At 65.4% G+C, this 23,205-nt stretch carries 16 protein-coding genes; all 16 read left to right on the forward strand.

Annotation, left to right across the window (positions count from 1 at the left end; genetic code table 11):
• Positions 1–198 precede the first annotated feature (198 nt).
• The 16 genes from rsmH (at position 199) to GEMMAAP_RS07910 (ending at position 23,194) form a co-directional block, all read left to right on the forward strand.
• Positions 199–1,149 carry a 16S rRNA (cytosine(1402)-N(4))-methyltransferase RsmH gene (gene rsmH, locus GEMMAAP_RS07835; protein ID WP_202969205.1) on the forward strand — a complete coding sequence of 317 codons (951 nt, stop codon included), beginning with the start codon at positions 199–201 and terminating at the stop codon, positions 1,147–1,149.
• Positions 1,149–1,502, forward strand: coding sequence for a hypothetical protein (locus GEMMAAP_RS07840; protein WP_026850517.1), 354 nt, complete (start codon positions 1,149–1,151; stop codon positions 1,500–1,502). The genes rsmH and GEMMAAP_RS07840 overlap by 1 nt, the downstream gene beginning before the upstream one ends.
• Entirely contained in the window at positions 1,499–3,598 is a 2,100-nt protein-coding gene (locus GEMMAAP_RS07845; protein ID WP_026850518.1) for a penicillin-binding transpeptidase domain-containing protein, read from the forward strand. Before GEMMAAP_RS07840 ends, GEMMAAP_RS07845 begins: the two co-directional genes overlap by 4 nt.
• A 49-nt stretch (positions 3,599–3,647) precedes the next feature.
• Positions 3,648–5,186 carry a UDP-N-acetylmuramoyl-L-alanyl-D-glutamate--2,6-diaminopimelate ligase gene (locus GEMMAAP_RS07850; RefSeq protein WP_158514776.1) on the forward strand — a complete coding sequence of 513 codons (1,539 nt, stop codon included), beginning with the start codon at positions 3,648–3,650 and terminating at the stop codon, positions 5,184–5,186.
• Complete coding sequence (locus tag GEMMAAP_RS07855; RefSeq protein ID WP_053334409.1) at positions 5,183–6,592, forward strand: UDP-N-acetylmuramoyl-tripeptide--D-alanyl-D-alanine ligase; 1,410 nt, start codon at positions 5,183–5,185, stop codon at positions 6,590–6,592. The genes GEMMAAP_RS07850 and GEMMAAP_RS07855 overlap by 4 nt, the downstream gene beginning before the upstream one ends.
• A gap of 9 nt (positions 6,593–6,601) precedes the next feature.
• Entirely contained in the window at positions 6,602–7,744 is a 1,143-nt protein-coding gene (mraY, locus tag GEMMAAP_RS07860; RefSeq protein ID WP_026850519.1) for a phospho-N-acetylmuramoyl-pentapeptide-transferase, read from the forward strand.
• Positions 7,745–7,754: 10 nt separating this feature from the next.
• A complete protein-coding gene (murD, locus tag GEMMAAP_RS07865) occupies positions 7,755–9,188 on the forward strand; it encodes a UDP-N-acetylmuramoyl-L-alanine--D-glutamate ligase (protein WP_026850520.1) in 1,434 nt (477 codons plus the stop codon).
• Positions 9,185–10,426 carry an FtsW/RodA/SpoVE family cell cycle protein gene (locus GEMMAAP_RS07870; protein WP_026850521.1) on the forward strand — a complete coding sequence of 414 codons (1,242 nt, stop codon included), beginning with the start codon at positions 9,185–9,187 and terminating at the stop codon, positions 10,424–10,426. Before murD ends, GEMMAAP_RS07870 begins: the two co-directional genes overlap by 4 nt.
• Positions 10,427–10,436: 10 nt before the next feature.
• Entirely contained in the window at positions 10,437–11,537 is a 1,101-nt protein-coding gene (locus tag GEMMAAP_RS07875) for a UDP-N-acetylglucosamine--N-acetylmuramyl-(pentapeptide) pyrophosphoryl-undecaprenol N-acetylglucosamine transferase (protein WP_026850522.1), read from the forward strand.
• A gap of 63 nt (positions 11,538–11,600) precedes the next feature.
• A complete protein-coding gene (gene murC / locus GEMMAAP_RS07880) occupies positions 11,601–13,049 on the forward strand; it encodes a UDP-N-acetylmuramate--L-alanine ligase (protein WP_075071462.1) in 1,449 nt (482 codons plus the stop codon).
• A 5-nt stretch (positions 13,050–13,054) separates the two neighbouring features.
• Positions 13,055–13,819, forward strand: coding sequence for a cell division protein FtsQ/DivIB (locus GEMMAAP_RS07885; protein WP_026850524.1), 765 nt, complete (start codon positions 13,055–13,057; stop codon positions 13,817–13,819).
• A complete protein-coding gene (gene ftsA / locus GEMMAAP_RS07890; RefSeq protein ID WP_026850525.1) occupies positions 13,816–15,072 on the forward strand; it encodes a cell division protein FtsA in 1,257 nt (418 codons plus the stop codon). Before GEMMAAP_RS07885 ends, ftsA begins: the two co-directional genes overlap by 4 nt.
• Positions 15,073–15,202: 130 nt before the next feature.
• Complete coding sequence (locus tag GEMMAAP_RS07895) at positions 15,203–18,091, forward strand: M14 family zinc carboxypeptidase (protein ID WP_053334410.1); 2,889 nt, start codon at positions 15,203–15,205, stop codon at positions 18,089–18,091.
• Between the two features lie 531 nt (positions 18,092–18,622).
• A complete protein-coding gene (ftsZ, locus tag GEMMAAP_RS07900; protein WP_238588193.1) occupies positions 18,623–19,897 on the forward strand; it encodes a cell division protein FtsZ in 1,275 nt (424 codons plus the stop codon).
• Positions 19,894–21,165 (forward strand): M23 family metallopeptidase, encoded by a 1,272-nt coding sequence (locus tag GEMMAAP_RS07905; protein WP_053334411.1) that lies wholly within the window; start codon positions 19,894–19,896, stop codon positions 21,163–21,165. The genes ftsZ and GEMMAAP_RS07905 overlap by 4 nt, the downstream gene beginning before the upstream one ends.
• Positions 21,166–21,313: 148 nt before the next feature.
• Entirely contained in the window at positions 21,314–23,194 is a 1,881-nt protein-coding gene (locus tag GEMMAAP_RS07910) for a hypothetical protein (protein WP_026850527.1), read from the forward strand.
• Positions 23,195–23,205 lie beyond the last annotated feature (11 nt).

The following is a 23,205-nucleotide window of genomic DNA, read 5'->3' on the forward strand; positions in this document are numbered from 1 at the left end:
CTCGGGAAAATCAGGATGGACCGTTGCGCCATCACATCCGTGCGAGTGTACGGGTAATGCACATTTTTGCACGCGTCGCCATCTGTTGACGCTGCCGTCTGTTTCTCACTATCATGCCCGTCGCGACGCTCTTCTACGCGCCCGTCGAGGCGCCTTTGCCGTATCCATGACGCGCCTGTTCGTTTGCCCAATCCGCGCGTGAGCCCGAATCGAACGCCCTCAGCGGCGCGCGTCGGCGCGTATCACGTTCCCGTGCTGTTGCACGAAATTGAGGATCTGCTCGCCAACGCCTCCACGGTGCTCGACTGCACCCTGGGCGGGGGTGGGCACTCGGCTGCCTTCCTTGAGCGCGGCATGCGGGTAACCGGGGTGGACCGGGACCCGCGGGCGCTGGCCTCTGCGCGTGAGCGGCTGGCCGACTACGAACGGGCTGGGCAGTTCCGGGCCCTGCTTGGCAACTATGCCGATCTCAGCGGGGCCGGCCTGGCCGACGTGGAGAAGTTCGACGGCATTCTGCTGGATCTTGGTGTGTCGTCCCACCAGTTCGACGACCTGTCGCGCGGCTTTTCGTTCCGCGAAGGTGCCCCGCTGGACATGCGTATGGGGACCGACGCCGATCTCGATGCGGCCGAACTGCTCAATACCATCGACGAGGTGGATCTGTCGGCGCTCCTGCGGGCGTACGCCGACGAGCCGCGCGCCGCGCGCATGGCCCGGGAGATCATCCGCCGTCGTGAGAGGCGCCCCTTTGCTACCGCCGACGATCTGGTGGATGCCATTCGGGCCGTTTTGGGACCGCGCAGCGGCGCCCCCGATTTCGCGCGCATCTTTCAGGCCGTGCGTATTGCCGTGAACGATGAACTGGCCGGCCTCGAGCGCGCGCTGCCCGCGCTTCGCGAGCGGCTCACGCCCGGAGGCGTGCTGGCCATCATCTCGTACCACTCGGGTGAAGACCGCTTGGTGAAGAACGCGTTTCGTGACTGGAGCGCCAGCTGCACCTGCCCGCCACGGCTCATGATGTGCGCGTGCCGTGGTGTGCCGCTGGGGGAGACCCTGACGCGGCGTCCCGTCAATGCCACCGATGACGAAGTGGAGTCGAATACGCGCGCCCGCAGTGCCCGCCTCCGTGCGTGGAGGCTGGCCCGTTAATGGCTGCCACGCGCCGCACCAGCACCCGCAAAACGCGAACCCCGCTCAAAGGGCGGGCGCTGGTGGCTATCGGTCTGGCGATTTTTTTCATCATCACTACGGCGATCGTGACGCGGCGTTCGACGGGGATCGAGACGGCGCGGCAATTGGGCCGGTTGCGTGAAGAGCAGCGCACACTCCTGGCGCAGGAAAAGTTCTTTGAAAACGAACTCCGGAAAGCCACCAGTCGCCGCTCAGTGGTGCAGGAAGCGCAGAAGCGTTTGAACATGATTCGCCCCTCCGAAGCGCAGGTACGCTTTCTGGTAGCGCCAGCCGGGAGTGCCGCCGCGCCGGACAGTGTGGAGCAACCATGACCAGCACCGTAGAGCCCGAAGGGCACGCGCTCAGTCGCGGCCGCGCGTCGTTTGTGCATATCACGCTGGTGCTCTTTGCGGCGGCCGTCGTGGCCCGCTCGGCCCAGCTGCAGGTGGTGGAGCATGCACATTGGCAGCAGGAAGCCGAGCGGCAGCATGTGAGGGACGTGGCCGTCACGCCGCCGCGTGGCGCCATCCTGGATGCCACCGGCGTGGTGCTCGTGGAAACACGCGAGCAGATGCACATCGCGGTGGAGCCGCATAACCTTGGCGAGTTCAAGCGCAAAGGGGCAGACGGCAAAACGCGCACGCTTGATTCGCGGACCATTCTGCGCAAGGCGCTGAAGGATTTGCGCGTGCCCGACATGTGGATCAAGCGGTCCTTCGACCGCAAGAAATACAAGTGGGTGGAGATCCCACAGAAGTTTGCCCCCGCCGACGTGCAGCGCCTGCAGAACGTCAAAGGTGTCAAGCTGATCTCCAGTCTCAATCGCATCAACTCCACGCCGCAGGGGCTGGCCGGTATCGTGGGCGTGGCGTCCACGGCCACCGGTGCGCGCAGCGGCTTGGAGAGCGAGTTGGACGAGTTGCTGCGCGGACAGGCCGGACTCGATTCAGTGGTGCGCGATGGCGTCGGCGGTCGGATCGGGTCGCCCATGCTGTCGGCGATCGCGGCGCGACCTGGGCACAACGTTACGCTCACGATCAATCAGCAGCTGCAGGAAATCGCCGAAGAAGCGTTGGCGAATGCGCGCGCGCGCACCGACGCCACCGGCGGTGATGTGCTCATTCTCGATCCGCGGGACGGCGCCGTATTGGCCATTGCCGGTATTCGCAACGGCAAGGCGGCGTATACCGGTAACGGACTCACCGAGGCCTTCGAGCCCGGGTCGGTCATGAAGCCGTTCATCGTGGCGCGGTTGCTCGATTTGCAGCGCGTGACGCCGGATGAGGTGTTTAATACCTACAACGGCAAGTGGAAGCTCGGCCGCAAGGTGTACGACGATACACACAAAGCCGAGCAGATGACGTTGCGTGATGTCGTGCGCTTCTCCAGCAACATCGGCACGGTGCAGGCCTCGCTCAAACTATCGGATGGCGAAGAATACGAGGCGCTTCGCGACTTCGGCTTCGGGGTCCCCACGGGGATCTCCTATCCGTCAGAATCACGCGGCGACGTGAAGCGCCCGCCGTACTCGCAGCTCAATCATGCGCAGATGTCCATTGGGTATGCCATGAGCGCCACGCCGCTGCAGATCGCCACGGCGTATGCCGCGATTGCCAATGGCGGTGAGCTGTTGGAGCCGGCGTTGGTGCGTGAGGTGCGCGACGCCGATGGCAAGCTGGTGCACCGCCACACACGCACCGTGGTGCGCCGCGTCATCTCGACGGAAGTGTCGGAGATCATGCGGGACATGCTCAAGAGCGTGGTGGATAGCGGCACATCTACCGCGGCCGACATGCAGCAGTTTGATGTAGGCGGAAAGTCGGGGACGGCGCGGCGCGTGCGGGACAACGGTCGCGGCTATGAGCTCGGCAAATACAACTCGAGTTTTGCCGGCATGTTTCCGGTGGAGAAGCCGCAGTACGTCATCGTCGCCCGTCTCATCGATCCCCAAGGCACGTACTACGGTGGCTTGGTCTCGGGCACCATGGTGAACGATCTGCTGCAGTCGGCCATTGCCACTCGTGACGCGTCGCTCGACCGCGGCGAACTGGCCCGGCTCGCGCGCCCGGTGCAGGCACCGCTCCCCAAGCCTCGCACTCCCGAACAGCAGCGCATCGCCGAGCGTGACTCGGCGCGCTTCGATTCGCTCAAGGCGCCAGCGCCACCCAAAGTAGAACCCGTGCCCATGCCCTCGCGCATCGTCGTGGACCTGCCTTTTGCTGCGAAGAGTGGGGCACGTCGTAAGATCACATCCGACATACGCACCGTGCCTTCGGTGTACGGATTGTCGGCGCGACAGGCGGCGCGCACTCTGTACGCCGCCGGCTTTCAGGTGAGCGTGGTGGACGGCAGCAGCGTGCGCACCCGTCCCGCTGCGGGGGCTGCGCTCCGCGCGGGATCCACCGTGCAACTCGAGTCTCCCCGGTGATTGCCCAGTGAACAGTGACCAGGCGGCGGACGTGGCCCACGGTGAACCTGTGTCCGTGACCATTCTGCTCGACGCGCTGCGTGAGGCCGGGCTGCTGGTTTCGCACAGCGAGGCGTTGCCCTCTACCCTGAGTGATCTGGTAGACGACAGCCGGCGAGTTCGCGATGGCTCGGCGTTTCTGGCCATCAAGGGTGCTGCGCAGGACGGGCACGCCTGGTTGCCCACCGCACACACCGCCGGGGCCACGTTGGCCATTGTCGAAGATGCCGCGGCAGCCGAAGCGGCCGCGCTCCCTTTTGTGCAGGTGCGCGATGGCCGACGTGCCGCTGCGCTCTGTGCCGCCGCCTTCCACGGCTGGCCGGCGCGTGCGCTCACGTTGGTGGGCGTCACCGGTACCAACGGCAAAACCACCACGGTTGGATTGCTTCGCCACCTGCTCGATGGGCCCGCGCACCGCGCCGCCTCCATTGGCACGCTGGGCGTGCTGCTGGGCAGCGAGGGCACACCCATGCCGGGCGGCGGCGGTCTCACCACGCCCGGGCCGGTGGAGCTGCAACGGTTGTTGCGCGCGCTGGTTAACGCCGGGGTGTCGCGGGTGGCCATGGAAACGTCGTCGCACGCGCTCGATCAGCGCCGCGTGGACGGGCTCACCTTTGCCGCCGCGGTCTTTACCAACCTCACGCGCGATCATCTCGACTACCACGTCACCATGGAGGCGTATCGCGCCGCCAAGTTGCGACTGGTTGGTTTGCTCGCGCGTGATGGCGTCGCCGTCTTCAACGCGGACGATGTGGCCTGGAAGGGCGTGACGCACGCCCCGCGTACCATCACCTTTGGCACGCACGACGCCAGTGCCCAGGTGGCCGCGCGGGATGTGCAGTTCGGGGCCACGGGCAGCCGCTTCCTGCTGGTGACCCCCACGGGAGCCCACCCGGTGGAGCTGCCACTCATTGGCGATTTCAACATCGCCAATGCGCTGGGCGCTGCAGCGGTGGCACTGTCGCTCGGCATGCCGGTGCAGGACATCGCTCAAAAACTGTCGCATGCCCCGCAGGTGCCGGGACGATTGGAACGGCTGCGCACCGCGCCGACCGTACTGCGCGACTATGCGCACACCCCCGATGCCCTCGATCGTGCGCTGCGGGCGGTGCGTCCGTTTACGCGCGAAACGCAGGAGCAGTCCAGCCGCCTGCTTGTGCTCTTTGGCTGTGGCGGCGACCGTGATCGCGGCAAACGACCCGAGATGGGACGCATTGCGGAAGCGCTGGCCGACGTCGCGATTGTCACCAGCGATAATCCGCGCACCGAAGATCCCGAACGAATTCTCGACGATATCGAAGCCGGCATGAGCCGCCGCGATCATCTGCGTATCACCGATCGTCGCGATGCCATTGCGCAGGCGCTGCGACTGGCTGGTCCGCACGATGTGATTGTACTCGCCGGCAAGGGCCACGAGACCTATCAGATTCGTGGGACCATATCGTATCCCTTTGATGAGAGTGAAATCGTGGCCGAGCTGTCACGTGAAATAGCCGCTGAGCGGGAACGCGACGTGCATCGCGATGCCATCGGCGAGGTGGGCTCATGACCAGCGGCTTGAAGGCTGGCACGGCATTCGCGGCCGTACCGGCCGTGACGCCTTCCATGGCGCACCCGTATTGGACGTTCGAGCGGGTAGCACAGGCGCTCGGCACGGGCCCCAGTATGCCCAATGCCCTCGCCGGCGTGAGTACGGATACGCGCCACATCGGACGTGGCGATCTGTTTGTCGCGTTGCGCGGCGAGCACTTTGACGCGCACGATTTTCTCGCCCAGGCCCGTGAGGCCGGCGCCGCCGCGTTTGTGGTGAGCGATGCCACCAAGGCCGTTGGATTGGGGGTCCCCACCTATGTCGTCCCCGACACCCTCGTCGCGCTGGGGCAACTCGCCACCGCGTGGCGCAAGGCGTGGGGGCGCAGCGTCATTGCGGTTGCCGGTTCCAATGGAAAAACCAGCACCAAGGAACTGCTCAAGGCGGCGTTCTCGCGCACGTTTGCCGTGCATGCCACCACGGGCAATCTGAACAACCTCATTGGCGTCCCGCTCACGTTGCTGGCCATCCCCAGCGACGCTGAGGTAGCCATTGTGGAGTTGGGCACCAACACCCCGGGGGAAGTGGCCACCCTGCGCGCCATGACCGCTCCTGATGTCGCGGTGCTCACCAGCATTGGCGAGGAACATCTGGAGGGCCTCGGCGATCTCGCCGGCGTGTTGCGCGAAGAGAGTGATGTGTTTCATGGCGTCACGCTGGCCATCATTCCGGCCGCCCATCCCGAAGTGGAACCACTCGCCCACAGCCGTGCCCGCGCGGTGATCAGCGCCGGGCTGACCGGACAGGGTGTGGTGCCCGAAGCCTGGGGGCTGGACGCCGAAGGACGACCGTGGCTGGATGTGGACGGCACCCGCATTGCGCTGCCACTGCGCGGGGCGCATCAAGCGGCCAACGCCATGCTGGCCATTGCGGCGGCGCAGGCCTGCGGGGTGCCGCTCGCGCAGGCTGCCGAAGGACTGGCCGCCATGCCCGTGCCCAGCATGCGTGGCGTGTGGGAAACATTGGGCTCGGCCACGCTCATCAACGATGCGTACAACGCCAATCCTGCCTCCATGCGCGCCGCCATTGCCTTGCTGGGTGATGTGGGGCAGGGGAGGCAGCGCGTGGCCATTCTCGGGTCCATGCGTGAACTCGGTGCTCAGGCGGCGCAGCAGCATCGCGAGGTGGCACAGGCGGCGCTGGCCTCACCGGCCGATCTCGTCGTTGGCGTTGGCGACTTTGCAGCCGCGTTGACGGAGCTGGCTCCCAACGACCAGCGCGTGGTCGTCAGCAACGACCTTGACGCCCTGTGGCCGCTGCTCGCACCACGACTGCACACGAACGCCGTTATTCTCCTCAAGGCGTCACGAGGAATGCGTCTCGAACGCCTCGTGCCGCAGCTCACCGCCTGGGCCACCGCGTAACCAAACAGCGTGCTCTACTACCTGCTGCAACCGCTCGCACGTGATGGTGGCGTGCTGAACCTGCTCAACTACATCACCTTCCGGGCGACGGCGGCATTCGTCACGGCGCTGTTACTCTGCTTTGTCTTCGGACCGGCCATCATTCGGCGGCTGCAGGCCATGGCGGTGCATCAGGTGGTGCGTGCCGGTACCCCCGACTCCCATGCGGGGAAGGGCACCACGCCCACCATGGGCGGGATCATCATTCTGGTCGCGACGTTTCTCCCGGTGCTGCTCTGGGCGCGTCTCGACAATCGCTACGTGGTGCTGGCGGTCGCCGTGACGGCATGGATGGGAGTCATTGGGTTCCTCGACGACTATCTCAAGCTCAAGCAGAAGCGCGAAGGGCTCAAGAACGAAGGGCTCGTCGAACGGTACAAGCTGGCCGGACAGATCACCTGCGGACTTGGCCTCGGCACGTACCTTCTGCTCGATCCCATCTCGACGCTCCCCGGCGCCAGCACCACGCTGCCGTTCTTCAAATACATCCTGGTCGTGCCGGCCGTGGCGTGGGCCGCCTGGTTGTACATCCCGTGGGTCACGTTCATCCTCACCGGCGTCAGCAACGCGGTGAATCTCACCGATGGCCTGGATGGCTTGTCGTCGGGGCTGGTGGCCATTGCCGTGCTCACGCTGGGCATCTTCGCCTATCTGATTGGGCGCGTCGATACCAGCGCACACCTCCTCATTTTCTATCTGAGAGGGGCCGGTGAGCTCACGGTCTTTTGCGCGGCCATCGTGGGCGCCTGCATAGGGTTTCTGTGGTACAACGCCCATCCGGCGCAGGTGTTCATGGGGGACACCGGCTCATTGGCGCTAGGCGGAGCGGTTGGTGCCGTGGCCATTCTGCTCAAGAGCGAGTTTCTGCTGCTCTTCGTGGGTGCGGTGTTCTTCGCCGAAACGGTGTCGGTCATTCTGCAGCGGACGGTGTTCAAGTATCGCCGACGGAAGTTCGGTCTGGAGTACGCGCAAAAGCACCGGGTGTTTCTTCGCGCGCCGTTGCATCACCACTTCGAGATGAAGGGGTGGCCGGAAACGCAGGTGGTGATCCGCTTCTGGATCATTGGTATTCTGTGCGCCTTTGTGGCGCTCAGCACCCTCAAGCTCCGTTAACGGGGGCACCATGGCGCACTCCCTCGCTCCACACGAAGTCGCCGCCCTCGTGGCGCGTAGACTGGCGGAACGTACCGGCGAATTTGCCGTGATCGGGCTGGGACGCAGTGGCGTCGCCGCGTCACGCCTCCTTCGGAAGGCTGGCATCTCGGTGTACGCCTCCGATGCCTCGGCCACCGACGCCGTGCGCACCACGGCGGCCGAGCTCGAGCGCGATGGGGCCAGCGTGGATGTCGGGCTGCACAATCTCGAGCGCATCGCCCACGCCGCCGTTGTCGTGGTGAGCCCGGGGGTACCGCCGGGCGCGCCGCCTCTGGTCGCGGCGCGAAAGGCCGGGCTGCCTATTGTGAGTGAGGTGGAGGTGGCCCTCCGTCTCATGCCGCAGTTGCGCTACATCGCCACCACGGGCACCAATGGAAAGACCACCACCACCGCGCTCGTCGGCCATCTGCTGCGCGCGCTGGGCCACGATGCCGCGGATGTGGGCAACATTGGTACGCCGGTGTCCGAACTGGCACTGCGTGACGCCCCCCCCACCTGGGCCGCGCTGGAGATGTCGAGTTTCCAGCTGCACGACACCCCGGGCGTCACGCCCGACGTGGGCATCCTCACCACGCTCAGCCCCGATCACCTCGATCGCTACGATAGCGTGACGGAGTACTACGCCGACAAGAAGCTGCTGTTCGCCAATGCCGCCGTGCCATCACGATGGGTCACGACGGCCGACAGCACCGACGTGCACCAGCTGGTGCGTGGCGTGCAGGGGAACTGGTATCACTTCTCCACGCAGCGTAGCGATGTGGATGCGTGGTATGACCGCGATCGCGGTGAGTTGCACGTGCTGGGGGCACCGCTCATGGCGCGTCGCGATGTGGCGCTGGCCGGTGACCACAACGTGGCCAATGTGCTGGCCGCTGTGCTGGCGGTCATGGTGGCCGATACCGAACACCGGACGCCGCATGCACGGGCCGTGCTGGCCAAAGCCGTGCGCGAGTTCCGCGCGCTGGCACATCGGCTCGAGCCGGTGGGGGATCGCCACGGCGTCCTCTGGCTCAACGACTCGAAGGCCACCAACGTGGCGTCCACGCAAGTGGCCATCGATGGCATGACCCGCCCTACCGTGCTGCTGCTCGGAGGACGGCACAAAGGCGAACCGTACACGTCACTGGCCCCGTCGCTGCGTCAGCATGCGCGCGTTGTGGTGGCCTACGGCGAAGCGGGCGCACAAATCGAAGCCGATCTTGCGCCTGCCTTGGGAGATGCCGTGCCGGTGGTGCTCATGCCCATGGGCAGCACCTTTGACCAGGTGGTGTCGCGGGCGCGCTCCCTCGCGAAGGCCGGGGATGCGCTCCTGCTGTCACCGGCGTGCTCGAGCTACGACATGTTCCGCAATTATGAGGAACGCGGGCGCGCTTTTGCGCGCCTTGCCGAGGCGCTGACATGACCGTCATGGGGGCGGATTTCTCATCGGATATGGCGCCGTCGCCGTCGGCGCGCGGGGCAAGTCTGGCCGGCACGCGCGAGCGCTGGCGCATGTCCATTGAGGCCCGGGCGTTGGTGCTGGTCACGGCCGTGCTGGTCACCTTCGGACTGGCGGTGCTGTACAGCGCCAGCGCGCTCGTGGCGGGCAACAGCGGCAGTCCCGGCTACCATTTCGTAGTGCGCCAGGGACTCGGTGTGCTCGTTGGCGCGGTGGCGTTTGCGGTGCTTGCCAAGCTGGATGCCGAGATCTGGCGCCGCTTGGCGTGGCCCATCATGATCATCAGCATTCTCTTGATGATTCTCGTGGTCCTCCCCGGGACCGAAGCCATTACCGGCAAGTTCAACGGCTCTCGCCGCGCGCTGTTTGGTGGCTCCATCCAACCGTCAGAGATTGCCAAGTTTGCCATCCTGGTGTGGACCCCCATGCTGTTGGTGAAGAAGGGGGCACGCGTGAAGGATGTCCGCAAAGGGTTACTGCCATTTGCCGTGGTCATTGGCAGTCTGTGTGTCCTCGCCATCCTCGAGCCCGACTACTCAGTCGCGATGATGTTCTGCTTGCTGATGGCGGTGCTGTTATTTGTTGGCGGGGCGCGTATTGCACACTTCGTTTTCTTCGGCGCGGTGGGAGCCCTGCTGTTGGGCGTGATCATTTCCGACAGTCGGTACGTACGGGAGCGGCTGCGCAGCTTCTCGGCGGGCGAGCAGGCATCAGCCAACCGCAAGAGCCCAACGGGCGACCAGCAGTACCAGTCACTCGTTGCCGTCGGCTCCGGTGGCGTGCTGGGGGTCGGTTTTGGCCAGGGGAATCAACAGCGTGGCTGGCTCCCTCTCGCCTACAACGACTTCATCGGCTCCATCGTCGGCGAAGAGTTTGGCTTTCTCGGGTTGGCGGGCATCACGATACTGTTCGCGCTGTACGGCTGGCTCGGGTTCCGCATTGCTCGCGAGGCTCGAAGTCCCTTTCTCACGCTCGTCGCCGTTGGGTTGACGTTCACCACCGTCTTCACGGCCTGCATCCATTTGGGGGTCGTGATTGGCATGCTGCCCAACACCGGCCTGACGCTGCCATTCGTGAGCTACGGTCGTTCCAACCTGGTCATCACGCTGGCCATGACGGGCATTCTGGTGAACATCGGCAGTGCCCGCGAACGCGTGTATGGTGTGTCGGCCACCGACCCGCTGGTTTCCCCGTCGCTGTGATGCACGGGGCATGAGTACCCGCATCTTCTTTGCTGGTGGAGGGACGGGCGGGCACCTCTATCCGGGGCTCGCCATCGCGCGCGCCATGGTGCGTCTCAATCCGCAGGTCTCCCCGCATTTCATCGGGGCGCGTCGCGGCATTGAACGCGATGTGTTGCCCACCACCGAATTTCCGTACACGCTGCTCGAACTGCACCCGCTGTATCGACAGCAGCCGTGGAACAACTGGAAGACGGTGGCCGGAGCTGTGAGCGCGTGGCGGGCCATCTCCGCGCTCGCTCACGAGCAGCAACCGGCCGCAGTGGTTGGCACCGGTGGCTACGCGGCGGGAGTGGCCCTCGCCTGGGGACGCGCCCACGGTGTGCCCACGATGCTTCACGAACCGGACAGTCATCCGGGGCTCACCACGCGGGCGTTCGCGGGTGGCGCCCGGGCGCTGTACCTCGGGTTTCCGGAAGCAGCCACCCGACTCACGGCTGGCACGCGCACTGACGTGCAGCCACTGGGGTGTCCCATTGAGCCGCCGCCAACGCCACGGATCTCGCGGGCCGAGGCGCGCCGTGTCTGGGATCTGCCCGAGGACGCGTTTGTCGTGCTCGCCTTTGGGGGCAGTCAGGGGGCGCGTGCGCTCAACGAGGTGGTGGCCGCCTGGATTGATCGTGGCTTGCCAGACAACGTGGCCGTTATCTGGGGCACCGGAAAACAGCAGGCCGCCGCGTACCTTGATCGTGAGCGGCACATGGTGCGCGTGCGACCGTATCTGACACCCATTGCGGATGCCTATGCGGCCGCCGATCTGGCGGTGGCCCGCGCTGGTGCCATGTCCATTGCCGAACTGTGTGCGTGGGGCGTTCCACAGTTGCTCATTCCACTTCCCACCGCGGCGCAGGATCATCAATCCCACAATGCGCGCGCCACGGCTGCCGTGGGCGCGGCCCTGCATGTGCCACAAGCGCAATTCAGCGTGGATCTGCTTGACAGCACCGTGCGCGAACTCGTGCGGGATCCGGCGCGGCTACAGGCCATGCGGACCGCTGCCGCCGGGCGCGCGCATCCCGGCGCGGCCGACGCCATTGCGCGGCACATTCTGCAGATCGTGACGTCCCGCTGACCTTCCGGTGACGACTGACGGCGCGCGCTTCTGACGCCGCGCCTTCGTCGCCATATTTCACCGATGGCTCACTCGGACGTCTCCCCCCAGCAGGACTCGCCCTCGCGGTCCGTTCTCCTCGACGCTACGGACCCGCGTCCGGTGCATTTCGTTGGCATTGCCGGCGCCGGCATGAGTGCACTTGCCGAATTGCTCGCACGCCGCGGGGTCATCATCCAGGGGACCGACGCCAATCCCGGCGGGGCACCGGATCTGGCCAAGTATGGCATTACCGTTCGCGAGCACGATGCCGCCATGGTAGCCGCGGCGCGCGCGCTGGTCTATTCGTCAGCCATTCCCGTCTCGCATCCCGAAATGGTGGCCGCGCGCGCGGCCGGCATTCCCGTCATTCGTCGCGCGGAAGCGCTGGCCGATGCGGTGAGTGGCGGTACGCTGGTGGGTATTGCCGGCACGCACGGCAAAACCACCACGACGGTCATGACCACGGAAGCGCTGGTCAGCGCCGGTCACGATCCCACGGGGGTCGTGGGCGGGCGCGTGGGCTTGTGGGGCGGTAACCTGCGGCTGGGTGGCAAAACGTTCGTGGTGGAAGCCGACGAGTATGATCGGTCGTTTCTGGCGCTTGAGCCGGAGGTGGCCGTCGTGTTGAACGTGGAAGCGGATCATCTCGACATCTACCGCGATCTCGACGACATCACGCGCGCGTTCGAGATGTATCTGTCACCGGCCAGGGCGCTGGTGCGCTGTGCCGACGATGCGGGGGCGATGTCGCTGCGCGTGGCATCGAGCCGCGAGGTCATTGCGTATTCCGCCACCGCCCCTGGGACGGCGCCATCGGCGCATGCCGGCGATGCCCGACTGATTGCCGACGCGCTGGTGCTCGATACCGCCGGTTCGCGCTTCACCGTGCGGTTTGACGGCGAAGCGCTGGGCGATGTTCAGTTGGCGGTGCCAGGGGTGCACAATGTGCGCAACGCGCTGGCGGCCATTGGCGCCGGATTGGCGCTCGGGGCGACGGTCCCTGCCATGGCCCCCGGTCTGGCGGCCTTCCGCGGGGTGGAGCGTCGCTTTCAGCGTCTCGGCAGCGAGCGTGGCATTGAGGTGGTGGATGACTACGCGCATCACCCCACCGAAGTGCAGGCCACCATTGCGGCAGCCCGCCATGCCTTCCCTGGGCGCCGATTGGTACTGGCCTTTCAGCCCCATCTCTATTCGCGCACGCGCGACCTGCAGGTGGAATTCGCGGACGCGCTGAGCGCCGCGGATGTGCTGATGCTCTGCGATATCTACGGCGCCCGGGAGCAGCCTGAGCCCGGCGTGACCTCGGCGTTGATTGGCAACCGCGTTTCACCATCTGTCCTGCGCTGGCAGGGGCCTCGCGCCGATGCCGCGGCGGCGGCCTACGGCATGGTCCAGGAAGGCGATGTGGTGGTCACCATGGGCGCCGGCGACATCACCCGTACCGGACCGGAACTGCTCGATCGTTTGCGCGCGACGGCTTCACACCACTGAGTCGCGTGGCCACTCGTACGCTCACTCCCTCCGCCACGACGGCGGACTCATCCAACGATGGCACGCGGCCCCTCTGGTGGCGTGTGCTGCGCCGGGTGCTGTTAGTGGCGCTTGTTGGCGGGGTGCTGGCCAGTCCCTGGTGGGGACCGCGGTGGCTCTCCACCCTCGAGTTCTTCCGGGTTCGGCGAGTGGTGTTCGAAGGCATGCGCTATACGCCCCGCAGTGAGGCCATGGCGTTGCTTAAGGTGGACACCACGCAGTCGGTGTGGCAGCCACTGCCGCCGCTGGCGGGGCGGTTGCAGGACCATCCCCTGGTGCAGAGTGTAACGGTCGAGCGGCAGTTGCCGGGCACCATGCTGGTCCGGGTCGTCGAACGCGAACCCGTGGCGCTGGTGCGTCGCAAGGGAGGGCGGCTGGACCCGGTGGACGGGGCAGGGCACCGCTTGCCCATTGATCCCACCGAGGTGCCCATGGATGTGCCGCTGTCGGTTTCGGCCGACAGTACCCTGATGCACCTCCTGGAGGGGCTCCGGAGCTCCGAACCCGGACTCTTTGCCCGAGTGGAGCGCGCCGACCGGGTCAAATCGGGCACAGCGCCCGATGAATTTCGCATCAAGCTCGACGCATTTGTGGTTCGGACCACCCCCGAGGTGACCGTAGCCCGCTTCAAGGACATATTACCGGTGGAAGCCGACCTCGCGCGCAACCGCCTGCGCGCCGTGGAGCTCGACCTGCGCTTCCGTAACCAGGTGATCGCCAGACAGCCATGACGTCCGAACCCATTGTAGCCGCCCTCGATATTGGCACCGCCCACACCACCGCCCTCGTGGCCGCGGTCCATGGGGATGTGCCGCGTGCGCCGCGGTTGAAGGTGCTCGGCGTGGGCACGACGCGCACCATGGGATTGCGACGCGGTGTCGTGAGTGACATCGAGGAAGCCACCCGCTCCATCCGGCAGGCGGTCGAAGAAGCGTGTCGTGTGGCCGGTGTGCAGCCCGACGGCTTGTATGTGGGCATCGCCGGCGAACATGTGCGGGCCATGTGCTCCACCGGTGTGGTGGCCATCAGCGGCGATGAAATCACGCGCCCCGATGTGGAGCGCGTCAACGAAGTGGCGCGTGCCATGGCCATTCCGCAGGACCGCGAACTGCTGCACGCCATTCCGCAGGAGTATCGCGTGGACAAGGCCGACGGCATTCGTGACCCCGTGGGCATGATCGGAACGCGGCTCGAGACGGAGATGTATCTCGTCACGATCGGCAGCTCGCCGGCCATGAACCTGCGCAAGGCCATCGAACGCGCCGGCTACAAGACGCGCGAGCTGGTGCTCGAGCCGTTGGCCAGTGCATTGGCGGTCCTCACCGAGGAAGAGAAAGAATTGGGGGTCGTGCTGGTGGAACTGGGCGCCGGTACCACCGATCTGGCCATCTTCCACGAAGGAAAAATCCGGCATCTTGGCACCATCCCGTATGGCGGCAACAACGTCACCAGCGATCTGGTGCAGGGGCTGGGCATTACGCAGCACGATGCCGAGCAGCTCAAGGAAGCGTACGGGTGTGCCTACGAGCCGCTCATCGATCCGGAGCAGGTCATCGCCATGCCGGCGTCTGGGTCGCACGGGGAACGCCACATCTCGCGCGAGCTCATGACACACATCATCCATCAGCGCATGGATGAGATCTTCGACAAGGTCGTGCGCGAAGTGCAGCAGGCCGGTTTCAAGGGCAAGCTCAACGCCGGCATTGTGCTGACCGGCGGTGGCGCTTCGCTCGAAGGTATCAACGAACTCGCGGCCGATGTCTTTGGCCTCGGCGTGCGCATTGGCGTACCCGGCGCCAAGCTCGATGGGCTGGTGGAGAACGTTGCCGATCCGCGCTTTGCCACCGTGACCGGACTGGCCTTGTACGGCGCACATCGCGCAGCTCTGGGCGGCGTCGTTTCGCGCCGTACGTCTCTCAGCGGCGGTGGTGGGGTGGACAAGTTCGCGTCACGTGTAAAAACCTGGCTGCAGGACTTTTTCTAGTCGCATCAGCAGGGAGGCCGCCGCCTGCATGCGCCGGCGGCACGTTCGTCTTGACGGTGGTAGCCGAACGCCGGTCCGCAATGTTGCGTAAAGGAGAAGATACTCTTTTCGCACCCATCTACCGGCCCCCGTGTCCACTCTCACTGCCACTCTTCGGCGCTGCGTCACCGGTCTGCTCATTGCCGCGCCGCTCAGTATTCCCGCCCAGCAGCTCACGCTCGATACGCGTGATCCCGCCCAGAAGCAGGATCCCACTTTTGAGCAGAGCATCAAGGAATGGCTGGCCAATGCCAAGCATTCCAGCCCCCTGGTAGATCACCTGCCACTGGTGCCCGGCATTCCTACGCCGCGTGATGTACTCGGCTATCACGTGGGCGCGCCCCGCATCCTCACGTATTACGACAAGCAGCTCGCCTACTATCGTGCACTTGAAAAGGCGACGCCACGCGTCAAGGTCGAAACCATTGGCCGCTCTGACGAAGGACGCGAGCTGGTCGTGGTCTGGATCTCCAGCGAAGCCAACATGCAGAAGGTCGCGCAGAACCGCGCCAACCTGAAGCGCATCGCCGATCCGCGCGGCATGACGGAGGACCAGGTCAAGTCCTTGTTGGCGCAGACCAAGCCGCATTATCACCTCATGGGCGGACTGCACTCGGGAGAAACGGGCCCCTCCGAAACACTCATGGAGCTTGCCTACCGACTTGCTGCTGAGACGTCGCCCATTATCAGTCAGATCCGCGAACAGCTGTATGTCTCCATCACGCCGGCGGCCGATGCCGATGGGCGTGATCGCAACGTCGATTGGTTCCTGCGCAACCTCTCCATGGCGCAGCCTACCGTGACGGCGCAGGCACCGAGTGCGGCGGCGCCCAATGACACCACACGCCGCGCGCCGGCGGCCCCCACCGCTCCCGCTCCGGGTGGCTTTGCGGGCGGACAGGTGCCGTACTGGGGCAAGTACGTGTATCACGACAACAATCGCGACATCAACATCAAGTTGGTGCAGATGCGCGCGATCATTGATTGGTATTTCACCGCGTACCCGCCCATCATGCACGACCTGCATGAAGCGCAGCCGTTGCTCTATACGTACACCGGTGGACCGCCGCAGAACCCCAATCTCGATCCCATTCTGTTCGCCGAACTGCCGTGGTTCGGCAATTGGGAAATGGCGCAGATGACCAAGTGGGGCATGCCCGGCGTGTACACGCACGCCTTCATGGATGGCTGGTCGCCCGGCTATCTCGGCTCGGTGGCGTACAACCACAACGGCCTCATGAAGATGTACGAAACACAGTCGGGGCGAGACCTCGACAGCACCGCGATGGCCAACGCGCGCCGTGGCATGGCGGTGGGGGCGGCTTCTGCGAGTGGTGGTTTTGGCGGGCGCGCTGGTGCCATCCCAACGGGTCGGGGCGGCGCGCAGGATCGCGAGTGGTATCGCGGCAATCCCATTGGCTTCAACGACATTGCCACGTTCACCCGTCGCTCCAACGCCAACTACATGCAGACCGGCGTCATCTCGGCGTTGCAGCTGGCCAGCATGTTCCCGCAAACGGTGCTGGAGAACTTCTACATCAAGACGCGGAACAGCATCGAAGAAGGGAAGAACAAGGCGCCATACGGATTCGTCATCCCGGTGCAGCGCGACATGACGCGCGTGATCGAAATGGTGAACCTGCTGCGGGTGCAGCGGATCGAAATCGGTCAGGCCACGGCACCGGTGAAGGTGGGCAACACCACGTATCCTGCCGGTTCGTACATCATCAAGCGCGATCAGCCGTATGGCCGCCTCGCCAAGAATTTGCTGGAGAAGCAGCAGTATCCTGACGCGCGACTGAACACGTACGACGACAGCGGCTGGAGCATGGGCTTTGCCATGGGCGTCGATGTACTGGAAGTCGGCGACTCCAGCATTCTCAAGACTCCGGTCACCAACGTTGATCGCGCCATTGCCAAGGGGACACTCGCGGGCACCGGTGGCAACACCATTGCCGTGGCGCATCTGGGCAGCAACCACATGGTCACCTTCCGCTATCTCCTGCGCAGCGTGCCCATGAAGGTGGCAGAGCAGGGCTTTGCCGCCGGCGATACCACGTATCCGGCAGGATCGTTCCTTATCGAGGCCAAGCACGCGACGGTGGTACGCAAGCTGGTGGATTCGCTCGGTCTCACGGCGGCATATCTGCCGTCGGTGCCGACCGTGCGAACGCACAATGCCGAGGCGCCACGGGTGGCCATCTATTCGCAGTGGAGCGGCACGCAGAACCTCGGCTGGTATCGGCTCACGTTTGACGAATTCAAGATCCCCTTCACGCTCGTCTACAAGGAGCGGCTGATGCAGGGCAACCTGCGCCGGGATTTCGATGTCATTCTGATGGCCGAGCAAAATCTGTCGAAGACCACGGTGATGCAGGCGCCCGCCGCGCGCCCCGTGCCGTACAAGAAGGACCCCAAGTACCCGTTCCTGGGCATGTACGGCGAGACGGACAACATCACGGGTGGCTTTGGCCAGAAGGGCGTTGATGCCGTAGCCAGCTTCTTAGAGGAAGGCGGCACACTGATCGCCATTGGCGAGAGCGCGCGACTGCCCATCGAGTTTGGCTGGGCGCGCACGGTGGACAAGACCCCGGTGGTGGGGCTCACGGCGCAGCGGCCGCTGGTGGAAGCCACCATTACGCGCCCGGAGCATCCGGTGTTCTACGGGTTCGGCAAGACGACCATTCCCGTGAAGTACGTGGGCGGCACCCCGTTCAAGGTGGGGATCGCGGATGAAGGGAACGTACTGGCGCGCTACGTGGGGGGGGACAAGGCCGTGTTGTCAGGGCTGATGACCGGCGCCGACTCTCTCAGGAGCCGCCCGTTCGCGGTGGATGTACCGCAGGCGGTAAACGGACGTGGTCGGGTGATCCTGTTTGCGAACAACCCCATTTACCGCTGGCAGAACCACGGGGAGTTCAACATGGTCTTCAACAGCCTGATCAACTGGAACGACGTGGTGGGGCCCAAGAAGCCGTAGTTGGGCCGGAGACCGTACCACCCAACACCACAAACCCGAACCGCATAACCCGAAACTGATCAGTTCCGGGTTGTGGGTTCGGGTTTGTGGTTCACGGTTGCATGGCGACCCATCGATTTTTCCGTGGCGCTCTTCCGATGTTCGCCGGCCCACCGACGAACCGCGAAATGCCCCTGTACATCGTGTTCAGACGGCGTTGATCACATCGGGGAATTGTTCACACGGCAATCGCCATGTCAAATGTCACGAACCATCGCGAGTTGCTTTTCTGTGGATAACTATTGGCCGAATTTGTGACGCTCCGGACCGTCGGCAAAAAGCGCCAACTTCAACAAAATCCAGTGCTTGCGCGTGGCAATCGAACGTGTATTCTAGGGGAGCTTCCGTACCACGAACTGCTTCCTCCACATTTGCACATTGGTCAGGAGCGCGGTCCACCAACGCCGGTGGAGCTCGCCGCAACCTGACCGCGAGGCGTCCCCTCACCCCGGATGCCTGCGTCATTCACTCCTTGCGCCGGCCAGCCTGTTTATGGAACTCCCCCGGATGACCTTCGAGTTCGAAGAGAGCGGATCCCAGAACGCTCGCATGAAAGTGGTGGGCGTTGGCGGTGGCGGCGGCAACGCCGTGAACCGCATGATCGAGGAACACCTCGAAGGGGTGGAATTCATCTCGGTCAACACCGACGCGCAGGCCCTCATGAATTCGAAGGCCGACGTCAAGATTCAGATCGGCAAGAAGCTCACGCGTGGTCTCGGTGCCGGTGCCCGTCCTGAAATCGGGCGTCAGGCCATTGAAGAGAACCGCGAAGACACCAAGCGTGTGCTCGGCAATGCCGACCTCGTGTTCATCACCTGCGGCATGGGTGGCGGTACAGGCACGGGCGCCGCACCGGTGGTGTGCCAGCTGGCGCGCGAGGCTGGCGCCCTCACCGTTGGCATCGTGACGCGTCCCTTCCTCTTCGAAGGGCGCAAGCGTATGCGTCAGGCCGAAGAAGGCATCAACGAAATGCGCAAGCATGTGGACACGATGATCATCGTGCCCAACGAGCGCTTGCTGGCGGTCGTGGGCAAGGGCATCCCATTCCACGAAGCCCTCAAGAAGGCCGACGAAGTTCTGCTGCACGCCACGCAGGGCATCTCCGTGCTCATCAGCGAAACGGGTATGGTGAACGTCGACTTCGCCGACGTCCGCACCGTGATGCAGAACGGCGGGTCGGCACTCATGGGCACCGGCATCGGGCGCGGCGAAAACCGCGCCACCGAAGCGGCCCAGCAGGCCATTGCCTCGCCGCTGCTCGACAACGTCTCCATCTCCGGCGCCACGGGCGTGCTGGTCAACATCACCGGCGGTGAGGATCTCACGCTCGGCGAAGTGCACCAGATCAACGACATCGTGCATGACGCCGTGGGCGACGACGCCGAGATCATCTTCGGGGCCGTGCATGAGCCGGCCATGATGGGGGAGATCCGGGTCACGGTCATTGCCACCGGCTTTGATCGCTATTTGCAGGGGACTCAGCCAACGGTAGCGGCCCCGGCTGTCACAAATAGCCCCTACGCCCCTTCCCCCCGGGCCGCGGCTGCCCCACATTCTGATGTTCAGACCGGTGGAGCCAAAGCCCCGTCCGTGTTGCCATTCCCCACCGGCACCCGGCCCGCGGCGAGACCTCCAGTTCCACCAGCTCGTCCTGCCTGGGAAGGGGTGCCCCCGCGCGCCCCGCGTGTTCCACCGACTACCACATCGTCCAGCCCTGAGCTCGACGATATGGAAATCCCGACGTTCATACGGAGACAGATGGATTGACTTCCTCGCGAAAGCTGCTCGTCGCCGCCGGTTGCCTGGGCATCGGAGCGGCTGTTATCGCGCTGGGACGTCCCGTTCAAGAGCGCCCCGCGGCCAGTGTTCTGGCGGCGGGGCCTCGTGTTTCCGTTGCTGCCCGCTGGCGTACCAAGACCGACACTATCCGTCGGGGGGAACCGCTCTCCGCGGCCCTTGAGCGGGCCGGGCTGGCACCGAAAGAGGCCGCTGAAGCCCTGAGTGTCGCCTCCGCGCTCGACCCCACCAAGGTCCGGGCTGGCGCCACCATTACCACCAAGGTGGACCCGGACTCCGGCGCCTCCGAAGTCGTGCTGCAACTGGCCATCGATCGCGTAGTGCGCTTCACGCGCTCGTTCGGCAGTACCTGGGTTGAGAAGGAAGAAAAGCTCCAGTGGACCACGGATACCGTTGTCGTTGGCGGAGTCATCACTTCCAGCCTCACCTCGGCCATTGCCGCCGGCGCGGATGCCTTCCCGGAGCGGCAGCGTACTGAGCTCGCCTATGCCTTGGCCGATATCCTGGAGTACCGCGTCGATCTCAGCCGTGATCTGCAAAAGAACGACTCGGTCCGTGTACTGGTGGAGCGTCAGAGGGCTCCCAACGGCCTTGTTCGTCCGGGCAACATCATTGCCGCTCGCCTGACCGTGGCCGGCAAGCCCGTGGAAACCATGCGCTTCACGCAGGGCACCCGGGTGGCCTATTTCGATGGCGAAGGGAAGTCCATGCGCGCGGCCTTCCTGCGAGCGCCGCTCGCCTTCCGTCGCATTTCCAGTGTGTTCGGCCTCCGGCGCCATCCCATTCTGGGCACCGTGCGCCGGCATCAGGGCATGGACTACGCCGCGGCGTCGGGAACGCCCGTCCGCGCGTTGGGCAACGGCCGCGTGATCTTTGCCGGCTGGAAGGGTGGGTACGGCAAGACCATCGAAATCCGGCACACCAACGGTGTGGTCACCCGCTACGGGCATTTGCGCGCCATCAACGTGCGCTCCGGACAGTCGGTCAGCATCTCGCAAACGGTCGGGCAAGTGGGTACCACCGGGCTGTCCACGGCGCCGCATTTGCACTTCGAAGTGTTGGTGAAAGGCGTGCACAAAGATCCCCGCATTGCCCTGCGCAACGAGACCGGTGAACCGCTCGCCGCCGCACAGCGTAGCACCTTCGCCCAACTCAAGGCCCGGCTGTTCGCCCAGCTCGATCAGCCCGCCGCGGCGACGGCCGTTCGCAGCGGCGCCCAGCGCCCCAGCGGCGACTGATTTACTCCCCGCCGCCTCGCCACGAGCAAATCTCGCTGGCACTGCGTAACAGCACGGGAGTCGTTGCTCCCACCGGTGGGGCAGGAGAATCACCATTCTTCTGCCCCGCGCCCTTTCTCTGGTCCGCGCCCCCTGTGAGCGTTTCTTCGTGATTCGTTGGCTCATTGCCGTAGCCCTTGGCCTGCTGGCGGCGTGGTTCGCCTACGGACGTTCCGTGGGGACGGCACGTTCGCCACAGTCGGCACTGACCTGGTTGCTGGCGCTCCTGCGCGGCGCTGCCGTTACGGTTGTGGCGGCGCTGTTGCTGTCGGCCCCCCTGGGGCGGGCCACCCCGCGGGCGCCGTTGGTGGCCATCGATGTGTCGGCCTCATGGCGACGCGCAGTGGGCGATGAAAGCACCTATGTGCGCACCTGGCGCCAGCAATTGGCCGACTCGGTATTTGCCGGGCTGCCGGGTGATGCGCCCGTGGTCTTCGTGGGCGATTCGCTGCGCGACGCCAGTACCACGGACGCAGCACAGCTTACTCCGCAGGATCTGTCCACACGTTTACGGCCGGCCGTGGACCGTGCCGCCTCGTTGGGACGCAGTTTGGTCCTGGTCACCGACGGCGAAGTCGATGACGCCGACGCCCTGTCTGAAGCGCCTCCGGGATCGCGAGTGCTGCGCCTCGCACACGCGCCACGACGTGACGTTGGGCTGGCCGATCTTGCGGTGCCGGTGTCCGCCACAGGCGCCGACACTATCGCCATCGCCGCCACGGTCGCCGCCGGAGGTGTGGCGACCCCCGACGGTACGCTGCACATCCGTCTTGATGGTACCGAAGTCGCCACCGCTGCCGTCCCGGCGCTGGCGCCCTATGCGAACACCCGTATCGCCATTCCGGTCGTTGTGCCACGCGGCGACCGCACTGCCATCGTGCAGGCGGTCCTCGACATTGCGAGTGATGTGGAGCTGCGGAACGATACGCTCACGGTGGCCATGGATGTGGGTGACAAACCCACCGCCGTGTTTGTTTCCACCGCGCCCGATATCGACGTGCGGGAAGTGCTCACGGTTCTCCGCGGCGCCCTCGATGTGCCCACCCGGGCCTACCTGCGCATCGCACCCAATGTGTGGCGCGTGGAAGGCTCACTCGCCCCGATCAGCGAAGCCGAGGTCAAGGTGCGCGCGGCTGCGGCCGGCATGCTGATCGTGCACGGCGACACCGCCTGGCGACCGGCACCGTCGGCATCGGCGACGACCGCGCGGGCTCTCTGGGTGCCAGCTCCCCCCACCCAGATTGCGCGCGCCGGGGAATTGACGCGCACGCCCGAGTGGTACGCGGCCGCGGCCCCGCCGTCGCCGCTCATGGCGGCGCTTTCGGCCCTGCCGTTTGATTCGTTGCCCCCGGTCACGCTGGCCGGACCGGCGCAGGGTACGGAAACCGTGCTCACCATGCGCCTTGGCAAGCGTGGGGACGCGCAGCCCGCCATCGCGACGCGCGAGGCGGGTGGTACGCGCACCGTGGTCATTTCGGGCTCCGGCTACGCCGGATGGTCGCTGCGGGCCGGCCGCAATCGCGACGCGTTCACGGCGCTGTGGGGGGCTATATTCGACTGGGTCTCCGCTGGTCGTGGCGACCTGCGCGCGGCACGGCCGGTACCGGGAGTGCAGCGCGCTGGTGAGCCGGTGATGTGGCGTCGCGGAGGAGCCGACTCGGTGGTCCCGGTGCGGCTTGCCAGGCGGGCCTCGGCGGGCGCCTCCCGTGATTCCGTGGCGGTACGCTTCGGGACACGCTACGAGGCCACGTCGGCCATGATTCCGGCTGGTGTGTACGATGTGCAGGCAGCAGGGGGGGCCAGTGTGCTGGTGGTCAACGCGTCACGTGAATGGGTGCCCAGAGCGCCCGGCGTGCAGGCGGGGCCGTTGGCGCGAGGCGTCGCCGGCTCTGATGCGCCCCGTCTTGCCGACGCGGGCTGGCCGTTTGTGCTGGCGCTGTTGTTGCTGTGCGCGGAATGGCTCGCGCGTCGCGCCGCAGGGCAGCGTTAACGGCTGACTTT

It is taken from the genome of Gemmatimonas phototrophica (genome assembly GCF_000695095.2).
Taxonomy (GTDB): Bacteria; Gemmatimonadota; Gemmatimonadetes; order Gemmatimonadales; family Gemmatimonadaceae; genus Gemmatimonas; species Gemmatimonas phototrophica.

Excerpts from the sequence above, each read along its gene's own strand:
- GEMMAAP_RS07840 (WP_026850517.1), top strand. The coding sequence starts at position 1,149 with ATGGCTGCCACGCGCCGCACCAGCACCCGCAAAACGCGAACCCCGCTC.
- GEMMAAP_RS07845 (WP_026850518.1), top strand. The coding sequence starts at position 1,499 with ATGACCAGCACCGTAGAGCCCGAAGGGCACGCGCTCAGTCGCGGCCGC.
- GEMMAAP_RS07855 (WP_053334409.1), top strand. The coding sequence starts at position 5,183 with ATGACCAGCGGCTTGAAGGCTGGCACGGCATTCGCGGCCGTACCGGCC.
- murD (WP_026850520.1), top strand. The coding sequence starts at position 7,755 with ATGGCGCACTCCCTCGCTCCACACGAAGTCGCCGCCCTCGTGGCGCGT.
- GEMMAAP_RS07870 (WP_026850521.1), top strand. The coding sequence starts at position 9,185 with ATGACCGTCATGGGGGCGGATTTCTCATCGGATATGGCGCCGTCGCCG.
- GEMMAAP_RS07875 (WP_026850522.1), top strand. The coding sequence starts at position 10,437 with ATGAGTACCCGCATCTTCTTTGCTGGTGGAGGGACGGGCGGGCACCTC.
- murC (WP_075071462.1), top strand. The coding sequence starts at position 11,601 with ATGGCTCACTCGGACGTCTCCCCCCAGCAGGACTCGCCCTCGCGGTCC.
- ftsA (WP_026850525.1), top strand. The coding sequence starts at position 13,816 with ATGACGTCCGAACCCATTGTAGCCGCCCTCGATATTGGCACCGCCCAC.
- ftsZ (WP_238588193.1), top strand. The coding sequence starts at position 18,623 with ATGGAACTCCCCCGGATGACCTTCGAGTTCGAAGAGAGCGGATCCCAG.